Below are 14496 nucleotides of genomic sequence, written 5' to 3' on the forward strand. Positions count from 1 at the left end.
CCGAGGTCAGCGGCTAACTTTACAAAAGGCTTTTTGTTAATCTTTAAATATGTGGAAATATTTATCATTTATGTAACAGGTTTTTGTTAAATTTAGCTAAATACAGGATGGAAGTTAATCATCGGCTCCAGTCCAATGCCGCCCAGGGTAACCATTAATGACATTTTCTCTAGTGTAACCTCACCAGAAAAATTTACAATCCAGATGAAAGCTATTGCTGTCTTTATCAGGTCGCTCACTCATTTAGGTAGGAGTAACTTCTATGAAAAAGAACTCAATTACCGGATCACTAAGATCAATATTGTCACCTTGGTGCTGATCGTTCTAGGTTCAATCTTCGGTTTTACATATTGGCTTTACTCCGGGTACCTGAGTATTCTGATTGCGACGTTGTTGGGCAATGTCCTGTTCGGGGCGGTGATGTATATGAATAAAAAGCGAAAACATGTAGCCGCCGGCGTTACCCTTCAGATAACGATCAATTTATCGACGCTCTATTTCGGCTGTATCCTGTCTGTGGCAGTAGATCCGATATGGCTGACGCTTTTTCTGTTGATTTCCTGTCTTTCATTTATTAAGGTAGGGGCTGCACAGACCTACTGTCTGGCTATTTCGGCAGCAACACTGCTTTTCCTGGAACTGAACCGCATCTTTCATATTTTGCCGCCGATGGACTTCAGCCCGGGAATGCTTAGCCTGGTCTACTATTGCACGGCTTTTACCGTACTAACGCTGACGTCTATATCATTAGTAAATCTGGTGCATTATAATGACAAACTGTTTCATACCATCAGTGTGCGTAACGAGCAACTGAGTAAACTGAATCAGGATTTACACGACAGTAATACAAGATTGGAGCACCAGGTAAAGGAAAGAACGGCCGATCTGGAAAAAGCGGTCACCGCTAAAAATATTTATGTACGGGAGCTGACCCACGAACTGAGAACGCCGCTGAATGCCATTTACAGCATCGCGCAACTGAAACTGTTGTCCGGTAGAGACAAAGCCAAAAGTGAGCAAAAGGTGGACGAAGATCTCTTTGTGGCCTGCCGCAACCTGCAAACCCTCATCAACAATACGCAGGACAAATGCAAGCTGGACACCGGCAACTTTGATGAAGTTAAAAAAGAGCCCATCCTCCTCTATAGCTGGATCAGCAATGTGGTGAACATCTACCAGTATTTCGCCAATGAAAAACGGGTAAAGATAGAACTGGAAGTACAGGAAGCCTTTCCGACGGCCATTGTAGAGGACAGCATCAAACTGACTAAAATCGTTAATAATATCCTGGTAAACGCTATCAAGTTCACCCGCAGCAATACATCTATCTTCCTGCGCCTTTACCGGGACGATACACATTGGTATATCGCCGTAAGAGACCAGGGAGCGGGTATTGCACCGGACCGTATCGCCACACTGTTTAAAGAATTTACCCGCACCACCATCAACTTTGCAGAAGGCAGCGGGCTGGGCCTCAATATCACCCATCACCTCGTTCGTATACTCGGCGGTACCATACAGGTGCGCAGCGAAATGGACGACGGAACAGAATTCGTGGTAGCGTTGCCGTTAGTACCGTTCACCGGTGAAATAAAATCGGCTACGGTAGAAATCAAGGAAAATAACCTCATCTCTTTTGAGGGTAAAAAAATACTCGTGGTAGAAGACGACGTCATGACCCAGCGTTATCTGTCGCTTCTGCTGAGCAAACGCGGCTTCTCTATTATGCATGCCGACAATGGCCAGGAAGCCCTGCTCAAAGCTCACAATCATCCGGACGCCATTATTCTTGACATGAGCCTTCCGGGTAAATCAGGCAAAGATGTCCTGATGGAATTAAAAGCTAATCCTGCTTTAAGAAACATCCCTGTTATCGCTGCATCCGCTGATACCGATGAAACAAATATTGATGAAATCATGCTGGAGGGGGCCAGCGCTTATATGATCAAGCCGATCGACTTTCATATCCTTATAGACGTGCTGGTCAAAAATCTACTTACAGGAGCAATCGTTAAAAATTAGTATTTAAGCAGATATCAACCGTTTTTTCTTTCTTTTTTCGCACCTTACCAGTGCGACTGGTACCCTTTTGTTTATCACCGTTTGCACATTGTTTATGAATCAAACCGAAACTGCTAAGATTGTCATTCCGAGGCTGTATTGCCCATTCCCTACCAGCGTTAGCCCATATGTGGAACTGGTAGCATCCAACACCTTTGAATTCCTGCACAAATACCAGCTGCTGGACAGTCCGGAAGAAGAACGCCACTTCGCCCGGTACAAAATGGCCTGGATGACCTGCCGCACCATGCCGCAGGCGGGATTCGAATTGTTGTGTTGTATCGATAACCTCTATAGCTGGCTCTTTGTACTGGACGAACAGCTGGACCATGTAACTCCGTCGACCGCCTACATCCGTGAAGAGAACTATCTGCAACAGCTGATAGATGGTTTCTCCTATGTGCTTAAACACAAAGTGTCTCCCGTCGACAACAAGTTCTTTCACGCACTGGCCGACATCTGTGTGCGGCTGGACGCCCTGAGCAGGCCCAGCTGGCAGTCACAGTTCCTGATCAGCGTACAGGCTACCTTCGAAGCCGCGATCTGGGAAGCCAAAAACAACAAAAACAGAGAGAAACATCCTACGGTAGCGCAATACATGCATATGCGCCTGTTCTTCTCCGCAGCCAATATCGGGACGGATATCAATGAACTGGCCACCGGTGTATGGTTACCCATGTATGTACTGCAACATCCGGACATGGTGCATCTTACCGCACTGTCCAGAAGAGTGGTATGCTGGGCCAACGACCTGTTCTCCCTCCGCAAGGAGCTGGAACATGGTGATGAGCATAACCTGGTGATGATGCTCAAATACCACCACAACACTACCCTTGAAGAGGCAGTGTTGATGGCGGCATCTATTCATGATGATGAAATCAGAGAGTTTGTATCCTGCAGGGCGGCATTTCCTGACTTCGGGGAAGAACTGAACAAAAGGATACAGATCTATGTGGATGGACTGGAGACAATGGTTGCCGGCTTCTTCTATTGGAGCATCACTGATACCCCCAGATATAACCCTTACTGATATACGCCCACGGCTGTAAACGTGACCGGTAATCCCGTAAAGCCTGTGATAATTGTACTCGGCGTCATTTCAATCCGGGCCCCCTCTTTAATCCGGAGCTTCCTGATACGGGAGAACACCACCTTTAACGCTATTTCAGTTTCCATCTTTGCCAGTGGCACACCAAAACAATAGTGGATGCCATGTCCAAAACTCAGGCTGTCTGCGTGGTTGGGACGGCGGAAATCAAACTTGTCAGGTTCAGGGAACACTTCCGGGTCATGATTGGCCGCAATCAGCCAGATATTCAGGTAGTCGCCTTTTTTGATTTGTTGCCCGCCCAGTTCCAGGTCGTGTTTGGCCACACGGGTCATGGATTTGGCAGAAGGCAATACCCGCAATACTTCATTGATGATGTTATCGAAATCTTCCGGATGATCCAGGTAATGGTCCAACACTTCCGGATGATGAGAGAAAGTATAAGCGATGTTGCCCAGCAATGAAGACGTTGTTTCAAAACCTGCGAGGAACATACCTACTACGGTACCCAGCAGATCATCATTATTGAGCCGTTCCCCATTCACCTCCGATTGCAGCAGATGCGAAATCAAATCATCTTTCGGTTCCACTCTGCGCATCTCGATCATCTTATCGAGATAGTCCGCGATTTGTTTTTGTGCTGCAAAAGACGCCTGCATTTCCTCCATCGTATTTACATTGGTCACAATGGTGGTTACCCAGCGATGCACCTGCGCATGATCTTCCGCCGGAATGCCGAGCAGTTGAGCAATAACACGGTTAGGCAATGCAATGGCGAAATCATGGATAAAGTCCATCTCCCCTTTTTCCAGCCAGGGCTCAATAATCTCTTCACATTGTTGCCTGATCCAGTCCGCATGTTTGGAAATCACGGATGGTACAAACACCCTGGCTACGAGGGAACGCAGTTTCTTGTGGTCCGGAGGATCGCTCTGGTTCAGGTTTCTGCCCATAATATTCTGTCCCAGGTTAGGGATAAACAAGTTGGAGAAGGCGTTGTAATCGCCAAGGGCCTGTTTCGCCTCTTTGTGCGAAAAAATCTGCCATGCTCCTTTAACACCATAATAAAAAACAAATTCCGGATCATACACGACCGGGTTTTCAGCTCTCATTTTTGCAAACCAGGGAATTGAATTAGGAGAAATCATAAGTGACAATCGTTTGTGCGGCCATCACATGCAGTGGCCGCTGGTATATGAATAACGATGATAACAGAAAACGGTGATAAACATTTATCGGTACAATAAACAAAATACAACTTGCATTACTATATATCACATCATAGCAGCACTGTTAACCGAGCGTTAATCATAGCCCCTTTACGAGTAATCCCTGTTAAGCGCATGTTATGCTTGTTTACTGTTGATCGTAATTGACAACCATCCCTTAAATTATGTGTTAATTTCAGGTATTGTTTACACCTACCTCAGCATCTATGGTAAAGAGAAAAATCAGAAAAACGGTACCATTGCCCAACGCACTGGAAAATATGCTGCACGAGCTTCTGCAGGAAGCTGCCACCCTGCAGGGCACCGACATTCGGCTGGCGGCCGACAAAACAGCTGCTGCATGGGCCTTGATACCAGCACCCAGATTCAACACCAACTGTACCCTGATGGTACTCAACGATCATCTGCTACGTTTGCTGGATGCAGGCCGTATCCAGGAAGCCAGTAACATTGCGGGCCTCTGGGTAGCGGATATTGAATCCAGTCAGGAACCTGCTCATGAACCAAGGCCATACATCTTATTCGCCGCTTCGCTGCTCTATCTGCACAAACCCACTGAAGCCAGGACCATCCTGCGGATGGTACGCAGCTACGGCGCACGCAAATGGGACTTCAAAGGACTGCCGGCATTTTACTGGGAACTCTTTACCAATCCACAGATGAATGATGATATTGTGATGGAACATTTTCAGCAGGAAGTGTTGCAACCGATGCAGCACCCCGCACCCGAACCATTTGAACTGCATCCGTTCATTGTAGATCATATGCAACCACTCCTTCAGCAGGGCCACAGCGCCTTCGCAGCAGGTAATTATGAAAAGGCGGCCCGGGCATGGATACGGGCGTTAAAGCAGATTCCTGATCCACAACCGGCATTTGGCCAGAGCCTTACCTTAAATGCCGCCATCGGCGATGCTTTTTTTCTGATGCGGGACTACCACCAGGCATTGCCTTACCTCGAAGCTGCCAGGTCCAATACTGCGGAAGACGGACAAACCAACGCCTTTGTATTGATGCGCATCGGAGAAGTGCTGCTGGAGCTGGAAGAACACTGGGATGCCCGTGAATATCTTCTGCGCGCCCATATGCTGGGCGGAGAAAAACTTTTTGAAAACGAAGAACAACCTTACCTCGACTTTCTGCAATCCTGTCTGAAGCCAGCCCGCTGATAAATGACGAATGGAGGACTTTCTTATTGAAAGGTTATTAATTAACTTTTCAATAAGAAAGCTTTGCTGTGACAATCGAAAAAGGAAAAAACGACGCTCCGGAAATTTCCGCATTTCGAAAATGAGTTGCCATGCATATACGTAGTTTTGCGCCTTGTCCTGCCTTTTCCTAAGGCAGGAGCACAACAACGTTAATAAATGGCATGCGATGACTAAACCGGATATCAGGCAGTTGTGGGAAGGCATGGTGCAGGGAGATGAAACACTGTTCCTCCGTTTGTTCAGGCTGTTATATCCCGCCCTGCAAACCTATGGCATAAGAATACTGCCCGACCAGGGTTTGGTAAAAGACACTATCCATCAGACTTTTTTGTACTTCTGGGAGAAACGAAACCAGCTGGGACATGTGCTGCAACATGAAGGATACATCTATACTTCCTTCAGGAGACAGCTATTGTCTATTGCCGGGCAGTCCGACAAACTTTCCTTCCCGGGTGATTTTACGGAAGTCGGGGCTGAGCAAACGATTCCCTCCCATGAGGATTTCCTCATCCATCTCAACAGCACCCAGGAACTGCAACAGGTCATTGCTGCGGCAGTTTCCCGTTTGTCGGAACGGAAACAACTGTTTATCCGTCTCCGTTATTACGAAGGCCTCAGCTATGCGGATATTGCCGCCAGGACCGGCGTATCCGAACGGACCATCTATAATAAGATACACGAAGCCATTAAGAACCTGCGCCGGGAGCTGGCCAAAGCAGGCTTCCCACAGGAGATCCTCTCCTCTGTACAATTGTTATTACGTTAGCTCCGGAAAAAAAATAAAAAATTTTCCGCATCAGAAGGGTAAAAACACTTCCCGCTTTCTCTCATATTATATAAAGCACCCTTTGATGCGCGAGTCTATTACGATTGAATACCTTGTCCACTCGGACTCTTTTATTGCCAGTTGCCTGCAAAAGGATGAACAAGCCATCCAATACTGGCAGCAGCAGCGGAAAGAGCATCCGGAGCATCAGGCCATATTCCAGAGCGCCGAATTGCTGGTACTGTCGTTATACAGCTTTGGGCTGGAGCAGGAGATCTCTGAAGAGGAAGAAAAGCTGAAGATGAGCATGCTGCCACCTGCGGAGACAACGTCCATCCGTATACGAAAAATATGGATGCGCATGGCTGTCGCGGCCAGCCTGGCGTTGCTTATCCTGACAGGCATCTATCTGTTTACCAGGCCCCGGGCCGTCAGCTATGTGGTGATCAGTAGCCCTGCCGGCCAAATGCAGCAGGTAACACTGCCGGACGGCTCCACTGCATGGCTGTACAGCGGCACCAGTATCCGTTATCCGCAGCCTTTTACTGCACGTAACATACAGCTGCTGGAAGGGGAGGCCTGTTTCCAGGTAGTACATGACAGCCTGCATCCATTCAGTGTGCAACTGCCTTCAGGCAAGCTGATCACCGATCTGGGCACCGCTTTCAGTGTGCAAAGTTATCGCAGCCTGCCAGAAGAACGTATAGGCGTTGCCGAAGGGTCGGTACAGGCAGATACGCTCCGGGTATTACATGCAGGAGAAGGCATTGTTGCCGCCAAACAAAGCGGTGAATGGAAAAGTATCCCCTACCGTGCTACTGTCACCGACTGGACGGCTGGTAACATATCCCTGCAAGATGCCAGTTTCGGGGAGCTGCAACTGGTGCTGGAACAGACTTACGGCCTGACGATCATCCTGGACACGCCGGGCGTATCCACCTGCCGGATCACCACGGCATTCCGCCGGTCAGACAGCATCAACCGCATACTGGACGCATTACAGCTCATATACGGTATCACCTATACGATAAAAGGCAACACCGTCCACCTTTCGGGGACCGGCTGTTCCAACTAAAACTGATGAACATCATTTACCTATATAACAAGTATCTGCGCAGCATACTTTGTATCCTGTTACTGTTACCTGTTGCCGGCGCGGCATGGGCACAGGAGGAAGCGCCTACGCGTATCAGCATTTCCATCAAGGCAGGGACACTGGACGAAGCACTGCAGGCCCTGAGCCGGGAAACAGCCCTGCACTTTACCTATAACCCGGCAACGGCGCGACAGGTAAAAACACCCGCCACCAGTTTCCGCCGGGCAACGGTCACGCATATACTGACACAGCTATTGCAGCACAGCGGTTTGTGGTTCCGGCTAAATGGCAGCCAGGTGCTCATCTATCCCCAACTTCAAAAAAAAGAAGACAAACAATCACCCGTCGTTCAAATGGCAGTCACCCCACTATTGTTTACCGGTATGGTAACCGACGAGCGGCACAAACCACTTGAGTTTGCCAGTATACAGGTGATAGAAGCCGGTGTCCAACTGGCTACCGATGAAAAAGGCCGCTTCAGTGTCCGTATACCCACCGGCATCATACGGCTACATCTCAACATTTCCTACGTGGGAAAGCAGAACATTCGCGAAACAATTGACAGCGCTGTCTTTGCTGCCGGCAAAACATTCGTGATGCGGGAACTAAGTCTCTCCCTGGAAGGCGTACAGATCACCGCCACCCAGAAAGGCAACCAGTCCAACTCCTCTATATTATTTGACCGTGAAGCCATCGAACAGTCGCAGGCCTTCAGCATGGCAGACCTGTTGAACAACCTGCCTGGTAAGGAAATCAAAGTGCCGGACCTGCATCATGTACAGACACTGACCCTGCGAACAGCGGCGGATAACGCATCGGCGCAAAATAACTCGCTGGGCACCGCTATCATCATCGATGACATCCTGCAGTCCAACAATGCCAATATGCAAAACAAAAACATCGGTATGTATGGCAAAAGCACCATTTCGCAAGCTGGTCGCGGCAGTTTCGATGTACCATTCTCCGGGCTGGACCTCCGGGACATCCCGGTCAACAATATTGAGCGCATTGAAGTGATTTCCGGTATCGCTTCCGCCAGGTATGGCGACATCACCAATGGCGCCGTGATCATTGACCGGCAGGCCGGTAAAACACCCTATCAGTTCAACCTGGGCATCAGTGGTTATTCCACCCAGTATTCCCTGTCCAAAGGATTTAACCTCGGCGGTAAAAGAGGCGCGCTGAATGTTTCATTGAACTATCTCAAAAGCAACGAAGACCCACGCAACCGCATACAACAATATGCCCGGTCTAACGTAGGCCTGATGTGGACCGACTATCTTGCACGGGATGTTAAAAACACCCTGTCGGTGACGCTTGGCTTCCGGGACGATAATATCAAGATGGACCCGGAAGACAATACGGCGAAGATGACCTATGTCAAAAACTACAACCTGTCTGTCAGTAATCGCACATCGATCACGCTGCACAACAAACTGCTGAACAACATCAGCCTGAGCATGGGTTATGCTACGGGGAAACAGGAATCCTATACGCAGTTTGCCATGAACGGCAACCCCAAAGGCATCGGCGATAAAGATACCACGGGGATTTATGAGGGCTATTACATCCCGGGGATTTTTACAGCCGTGGACCATATTATAGGCAGACCAGCCACTTTCAATGCCAATCTGGGTTTCAGCGGGACTGTCCATACCGGGAAACTGTTGCACCGGCTCAGTGCCGGCGGCAATCTGTTTGTCTCCGCCAACAACGGTCAGGGCGTGATCGTAGATCCGCTGACACCGCGGTACACCAATCTGAGCTATCAGAACCAGCGTCCTTACAGCTTTGATCTGTTACCTGCCCTTGTCAACACCGGCTACTATTTACAAGACAATGTGAATATCCGTATAGGCGCGCATACACTGTCACTGAATGCAGGTTTGCGGATGGACGTGCAAAACGGATGGGGCACCCTGCAACCCCGCATCAATAGCTCTTACCGGCTCAACGAGCGCTGGGAGCTGACTTTCGGCTACGGCGTAGCCACCAAATCACCCACCATGGCTTACCGTTATCCGGCGCCAGCCTATTTCGATATTCCGCTGCTGCAGGTGTACGACCCCTCTCCTGCCAAAAGGGTTTACCTGGTGTATACCGAAAAGTACATGCAGGACAACAGTCACCTGAAACCCATGAAAGCCCGCCAGTTTGAATGGGGCATCAAATACAACAGCCCTGTGATCAGCAGTTCGCTGTTTGCCTATTATAAACATAACAGGGATGGTTTCTCCACCGCACATGAATACCGGTTGTTTACCCTGCCGGTATATGATTACAAACTGGTAGACGATCGTATCACGTACTGGCCCACCGACAGCACCATTACCCGTGCAGGACTGGGCCTCAGCACCGTAGCCAACACCACTTCCAGTAAAGACATGGGCATAGAGTGGTTTATCAATACCACCAAAATAAAAGCCATTCAGACCAGCTTCTCGTTGGTATCATCTTTTAGTTTCAGCCGTTTTTCAGACTCCAGGCAAAGAGTAAAGCTGGCCAATGACGATGCTTCCAACCTGTATCGTCTCTGGTATGGTATCTACCCTCCTGATCGGTACAAAAACTGGACGCTGACCAGTAAGCTCACCACTACCACGCATATTCCGCGGCTCGGCTTTTTTATCAATGTGGCCGCAGATTTATTCTGGCAGAAAAAGCGGGTGAACCTTGCCAATTCCGGTGAGCTTACCGGCTATACCGACCTTGATGGCCGTTATACGCCCGTACTCAAACCGGACGTCAACAATCCCATTCATCAAGCGCTTGGCCCCTACAGCATTGCTGAAGCAGAAAACAGTGAACCATTTTATTTCAATATACATCTCCAGGTAGCCAAAGAAATCCGGCAGAAAATACGGTTCTCTGTGCGTGCCTACAATGTGTTTAACATCCTGCTCAACGATTACATAGAGCAGAACAACAGTATTCGGAAATTAACCACACCGGTGAGCTTATCCGGTGAGATATCATTAAAATTCTAAAATATACATCATGCGGAAAAATCTGTTTCGTATAGCCATTGCCTGTATAGGGTTACTGGCAGCCTGCAAAAAAGACAATGACACATCTTTACAACCTGTATCCATCAACGTAGGGTTCAAAGTGGCTGAAGAGATGGGTAAACTGGACATCTCTTTCAAAACAGCTAAAGTTACCATTTCCAATATCGTAACCGGACAAAAATATACCGGCGTACTGGATACTGATGCCGGACAGGTGACCTTTAACAGCGTAGTGCCCGGCAATTACAACATCGCCGTATCCCTTGACTTATCTGCCAAGGCATACGAGACAGCTACCGGTATCAAGTCGGATGGCACCGTGTTCTTTTCAGGCGCCGCCAACGCGCAGGCAGCCATGGCGCCCCAGAACAATTTTACCGTGGAATTAAGGACCGGCAGCAACACCAGCACCTGGCTGATCAAACAGATCTATTACGCCGGCTCAAATACCAAAGACGGCGCACTTTTCCGTGACCAGTTTGTAGAATTATACAACAACTCCGATCAGGTGTTGTATGCTGACAGCCTGTACCTGTGCCAGGTAGAAGGCGTAGAAACAGCCCTTGAACAGATCGATTTCGCACAGCCATGGGTACTGCCAACCGGACAATGGAACTGGGCGGTTGCCACGGGGATGGCCGCTACCAACCCGAACACTGATTATATTTACGCCGCGTCATTATTCCGTATACCCGGCAACGGTACCACTTATCCCGTACAACCGGGCAACAGTATCATTATTGCCGCCACCGCCATTAATCACAAAGCGCCTTACCAGGATGCCAGCGGCAAAACCATTACCGTACGCAATCCTGATCTGACGGTAGACTTACAGGGCGCCGACTTCGACGTATATATGGGCAATCAGCCCGGTATTAATCCGCTTCCTTCCGATCTGAATACCAACACGCCACATCTGACGGTGGTCCATAATTTCAACCGTGACTTTGTGATGGACGCTAACGGCCGCGAAGGCATCATGATATTCCGCAGCCAGGCAGCTACCAGCACCTGGAAATCATATAAAACGCCGAATAATACAACTGACGGCAAACTGAAAATGCAGTTGCCCAAAAAAGACATGCAGATACTGGATGTCGTAGAAACACAACAGACGCCGCTCAACAAGCGCGGTCCTAAACGTATTTCCCTGGACCTTGATGCCGGTTTCAATTTTGTAGGCAACGGCGCTTACAGTTCACAAGCACTGCTGCGTAAAACCAAACAACGTACAGGCGGTCGCGTTATCTTGCAGGACACCAACAATTCATCTGTGGACTTTATCACCATCAAGGCCGATCCATCCAAAAAGGCCTTTTCCAACTGACGGGCATACCGCTGAAATGATATGAAAAAAGTTTATCTGCTTTTCACTTGCCAACTATTATCTGTGGGCGTCATCGCGCAAAGCGATGGCGCTTCAGATAGCCTGCTGACCTATCAGGCTTCTGCCCTACAGTTCCGACAGGCCACACAGGGCGTCACCATGCTACAGCACTATGCTTCCGGCAACGTTGGCATCGTTACCTTACAAGGCACAGCGGCCAGCGGCGGTTACCGGCTGGCGCAGGAGCCGCAACAACACCGGGAGGCGGCATTTAAAAGCGAAGGGATCAAAACCGTAGAGCGGTTCAAACTGTATGGCCAGTTTACGTATAGCCGTACCTGGGATGACAGTCTTGCCTGGATGCTTTCCGGCGTGGCTGCAGACAACCGGCCTTATTATTTTGCTGCCGGCAAAGCCGGCAAATACGACCGGCAGTCTTATCAAATGAAAGGACTGGCTTCCTACGCCCTGCATCCCGGGAAATGGTATACCGGCGCCGGTATAGACTACCTATACCAGACCGCCTTTCGTTCCGTTGATCCACGGCCGTCCGTGCGGCAGTTTGCCCTCACCATACGCCCTGAAATCACCTGGAAAAACGACCGTCATTGGTTGGGCGTACAGCCGATGATAGGCTATGGCTATGAAAATACATCCGTACAATATAAAAACACGCAGTACCAGCATAACTTCGACAGTTATCCCGAACGCCGTACCTGGCTGATGATGGGCATGGGGTATATGCAGCCCCGAAGCGGCCAGGGCGAACAGATGAACATCCGTATCCGGAAAGGCGGCCTTACGCTATTCCACCAATACCATCAAGGCGGATGGGAACTCAGCACGCAAGCCGGATGGGAACGGCAACGGTCTTTCTTCTCACGGCCGCCGGAAAGCTCGCTGAAAGAAACACGCTGGGGCACGTATACCCTTGACCGTTACCAGCTGGCTTTACTGGCGCAACAAGGCCAGCGTCACAGCTTACAATTCAGGGCTGTTCTCCTGAATGGAGAAGACTTCAACAGCTACAGTGCACCGCCGCTGGTACAGGCATTAAATGCCACCAACTATCATTATCAGCAACAGCAGGTAACCGTGCATTACAGTCACCTCAGCAGCCGGAAAGTCGCCTGGGTGCCCGGATGGGGAGCCTCACTGGTATGGCAGCACGAAAAGAAGCAGGATTTTATCACCGCGCATCAGTTGAACTACAGTATGGTAACACCCTCCCTTTCCGGGGAACTGCACCGGAACAAAGGAGGTGACCGTTTCCATACACGGCTCACCGGCGGCGTTCAACTGCCGCTGTCTGCCAGCGTGCATGTGTTGCCCACCCAGATGACTGCTTTCTCCCGCGAAGTAGTGTACTATGATTATTACTATTATCACACCACCGCCGCCTCGCTTGACTGGCAGGCCAGTTATATCACCCGGAAGGTTTTCAGCACCCTGCCTGCGGGGGTGACCTTGCGGGTGCGGTATCTTCAGGCACTCGGGGACATATCCTCCCCTGAGCCATCTATTCCGGTACCGGGCACCAACAATATTTGGTCATCATTGGCCTTTCACTTATACTTATAAATCACTCCGTCATTTTGATGAAACGACTTGCCATCATATTATCATCACTGCTGCTCCTGATGCTCACCACGGCGCTGCGTCAGGGCCCCCGGGACACGCCTCCCGACACTGATAGCCTGCGCCGTTTATATATGCGCCCTGTCAGCGAGTGGCCGCGACCTACCATTGACAGCGGGGTTACCTGGAAAGAGTTTGCTGCTATTCCGGTAGACACTGCCCTGCCCCGGCTGTTGGAAGATCCGGAGATCAACCTCGGCAAGACATTGTTTTTTGATCCGCGTTTGTCCGGCTCCAATCAGATATCCTGCAGCAGTTGCCATGACCCGGACCTCGCCTGGGGCGATGGACGGGCCGTTTCGCTGGGCCATGACCATCTCCAGGGCACCCGCAATACCCCGTCATTGCTGAACGTGGGCATACACAATGAATTCTTCTGGGATGGCCGTGCCGCCACGCTGGAAGACCAGGCTATCAATCCCCTTGCCACACATCATGAGATGAATATGGAGCCGCCTTTGCTGGCCGCCAAATTAGGCCGGATCAATGGATACAAAGCGCTTTTTAAGGAGGCATACGGGACGGAGCGTATCACCTTTGACCAGATAGTGCAGGCCATTGCCGCCTTTGAGAAGACCATCCGCAGCCGGCCATCCCGTTTCGACCAGTTCCTTGGCGGCAATTATAAGCGGATGACTGATGAAGAGATACAAGGCATGCATCTGTTCCGCACCAAGGCCCGGTGCATGAATTGCCACAACGGGCAATATCTCACAGACGGCCAATTTCACAACATTGGGCTTACCTATTACGGTAGGAAGTATGAAGACCTTGGCCGGTACAATTACACCCAAGATACCGCCGATGTTGGTAAATTCCGGACCCCTTCCTTGCGGGATGTGATGCTCACCCGGCCGTGGATGCACAATGGGTTGTTTGACAATATAGAAGGTATACTAAACATCTATAACAGCGGTATGCATATGCTGAAGCCCCGCCCCGGGCAGGAGAACGATCCGTTGTTTCCTAAAACGGATCCGCTCATGCAACCATTGCAACTGACCGCCGCGGATAAAAAAGCGTTGATAGCCTTTCTGCAGTCCATCACCGGTGTGCCGTATAAAATGAAGCGGCCGGTGTTGCCACAATAAGCTCTCCGGTAAATACCACAA

10 protein-coding genes are annotated in these 14496 nt (G+C 49.8%); 9 read left to right on the forward strand and 1 reads right to left on the reverse strand.

What is annotated here, in order from left to right; translation table 11 throughout:
* Window positions 1-204: 204 nt before the first annotated feature.
* Window positions 205-2022 (forward strand): hybrid sensor histidine kinase/response regulator, encoded by a 1818-nt coding sequence (locus HHL17_RS21655; RefSeq protein ID WP_169226876.1) that lies wholly within the window; start codon window positions 205-207, stop codon window positions 2020-2022.
* A gap of 94 nt (window positions 2023-2116) precedes the next feature.
* Window positions 2117-3091 (forward strand): terpene synthase family protein, encoded by a 975-nt coding sequence (locus HHL17_RS21660; RefSeq protein WP_169226877.1) that lies wholly within the window; start codon window positions 2117-2119, stop codon window positions 3089-3091.
* Here the strand turns inward: HHL17_RS21660 and HHL17_RS21665 are convergent.
* Window positions 3085-4221, reverse strand: a complete 1137-nt coding sequence (locus tag HHL17_RS21665) for a cytochrome P450 (protein ID WP_169226878.1) — start codon at window positions 4219-4221, stop codon at window positions 3085-3087. The two genes, HHL17_RS21660 and HHL17_RS21665, sit on opposite strands and share 7 nt — an antisense overlap.
* A 323-nt stretch (window positions 4222-4544) precedes the next feature.
* On the opposite strand from HHL17_RS21665, the gene HHL17_RS21670 reads away from it, so the two are divergent.
* The 7 genes from HHL17_RS21670 (at window position 4545) to HHL17_RS21700 (ending at window position 14475) form a co-directional block, all read left to right on the forward strand.
* Entirely contained in the window at window positions 4545-5507 is a 963-nt protein-coding gene (locus HHL17_RS21670; protein WP_169226879.1) for a tetratricopeptide repeat protein, read from the forward strand.
* Window positions 5508-5715: 208 nt separating this feature from the next.
* The gene (locus HHL17_RS21675; RefSeq protein WP_169226880.1) at window positions 5716-6315 is read left to right on the forward strand and encodes an RNA polymerase sigma factor; all 600 of its coding nucleotides are present in this window, start codon (window positions 5716-5718) and stop codon (window positions 6313-6315) included.
* An 85-nt stretch (window positions 6316-6400) separates the two neighbouring features.
* Window positions 6401-7390 carry a FecR family protein gene (locus HHL17_RS21680; RefSeq protein ID WP_169226881.1) on the forward strand — a complete coding sequence of 330 codons (990 nt, stop codon included), beginning with the start codon at window positions 6401-6403 and terminating at the stop codon, window positions 7388-7390.
* 5 nt (window positions 7391-7395) lie between these two features.
* Window positions 7396-10398: a TonB-dependent receptor gene (locus HHL17_RS21685; protein ID WP_169226882.1), complete on the forward strand. Its 3003-nt coding sequence runs from the start codon at window positions 7396-7398 to the stop codon at window positions 10396-10398.
* Between the two features lie 10 nt (window positions 10399-10408).
* Window positions 10409-11746, forward strand: a complete 1338-nt coding sequence (locus tag HHL17_RS21690) for a DUF4876 domain-containing protein (protein ID WP_169226883.1) — start codon at window positions 10409-10411, stop codon at window positions 11744-11746.
* Between the two features lie 21 nt (window positions 11747-11767).
* Window positions 11768-13327 carry a DUF6850 family outer membrane beta-barrel protein gene (locus tag HHL17_RS21695; protein ID WP_169226884.1) on the forward strand — a complete coding sequence of 520 codons (1560 nt, stop codon included), beginning with the start codon at window positions 11768-11770 and terminating at the stop codon, window positions 13325-13327.
* Window positions 13328-13344: 17 nt separating this feature from the next.
* The gene (locus tag HHL17_RS21700; protein WP_169226885.1) at window positions 13345-14475 is read left to right on the forward strand and encodes a cytochrome-c peroxidase; all 1131 of its coding nucleotides are present in this window, start codon (window positions 13345-13347) and stop codon (window positions 14473-14475) included.
* Window positions 14476-14496 lie beyond the last annotated feature (21 nt).

Source organism: Chitinophaga fulva (assembly GCF_012927205.1).
Taxonomy (GTDB): domain Bacteria; phylum Bacteroidota; class Bacteroidia; order Chitinophagales; family Chitinophagaceae; genus Chitinophaga; species Chitinophaga fulva.

Excerpts from the sequence above, each read along its gene's own strand:
- HHL17_RS21655 (WP_169226876.1), top strand. The coding sequence starts at position 205 with ATGAAAGCTATTGCTGTCTTTATCAGGTCGCTCACTCATTTAGGTAGG.
- HHL17_RS21660 (WP_169226877.1), top strand. The coding sequence starts at position 2,117 with ATGAATCAAACCGAAACTGCTAAGATTGTCATTCCGAGGCTGTATTGC.
- HHL17_RS21665 (WP_169226878.1), bottom strand. The coding sequence starts at position 4,221 with ATGAGAGCTGAAAACCCGGTCGTGTATGATCCGGAATTTGTTTTTTAT.
- HHL17_RS21670 (WP_169226879.1), top strand. The coding sequence starts at position 4,545 with ATGGTAAAGAGAAAAATCAGAAAAACGGTACCATTGCCCAACGCACTG.
- HHL17_RS21675 (WP_169226880.1), top strand. The coding sequence starts at position 5,716 with ATGACTAAACCGGATATCAGGCAGTTGTGGGAAGGCATGGTGCAGGGA.
- HHL17_RS21680 (WP_169226881.1), top strand. The coding sequence starts at position 6,401 with ATGCGCGAGTCTATTACGATTGAATACCTTGTCCACTCGGACTCTTTT.
- HHL17_RS21685 (WP_169226882.1), top strand. The coding sequence starts at position 7,396 with ATGAACATCATTTACCTATATAACAAGTATCTGCGCAGCATACTTTGT.
- HHL17_RS21690 (WP_169226883.1), top strand. The coding sequence starts at position 10,409 with ATGCGGAAAAATCTGTTTCGTATAGCCATTGCCTGTATAGGGTTACTG.
- HHL17_RS21695 (WP_169226884.1), top strand. The coding sequence starts at position 11,768 with ATGAAAAAAGTTTATCTGCTTTTCACTTGCCAACTATTATCTGTGGGC.
- HHL17_RS21700 (WP_169226885.1), top strand. The coding sequence starts at position 13,345 with ATGAAACGACTTGCCATCATATTATCATCACTGCTGCTCCTGATGCTC.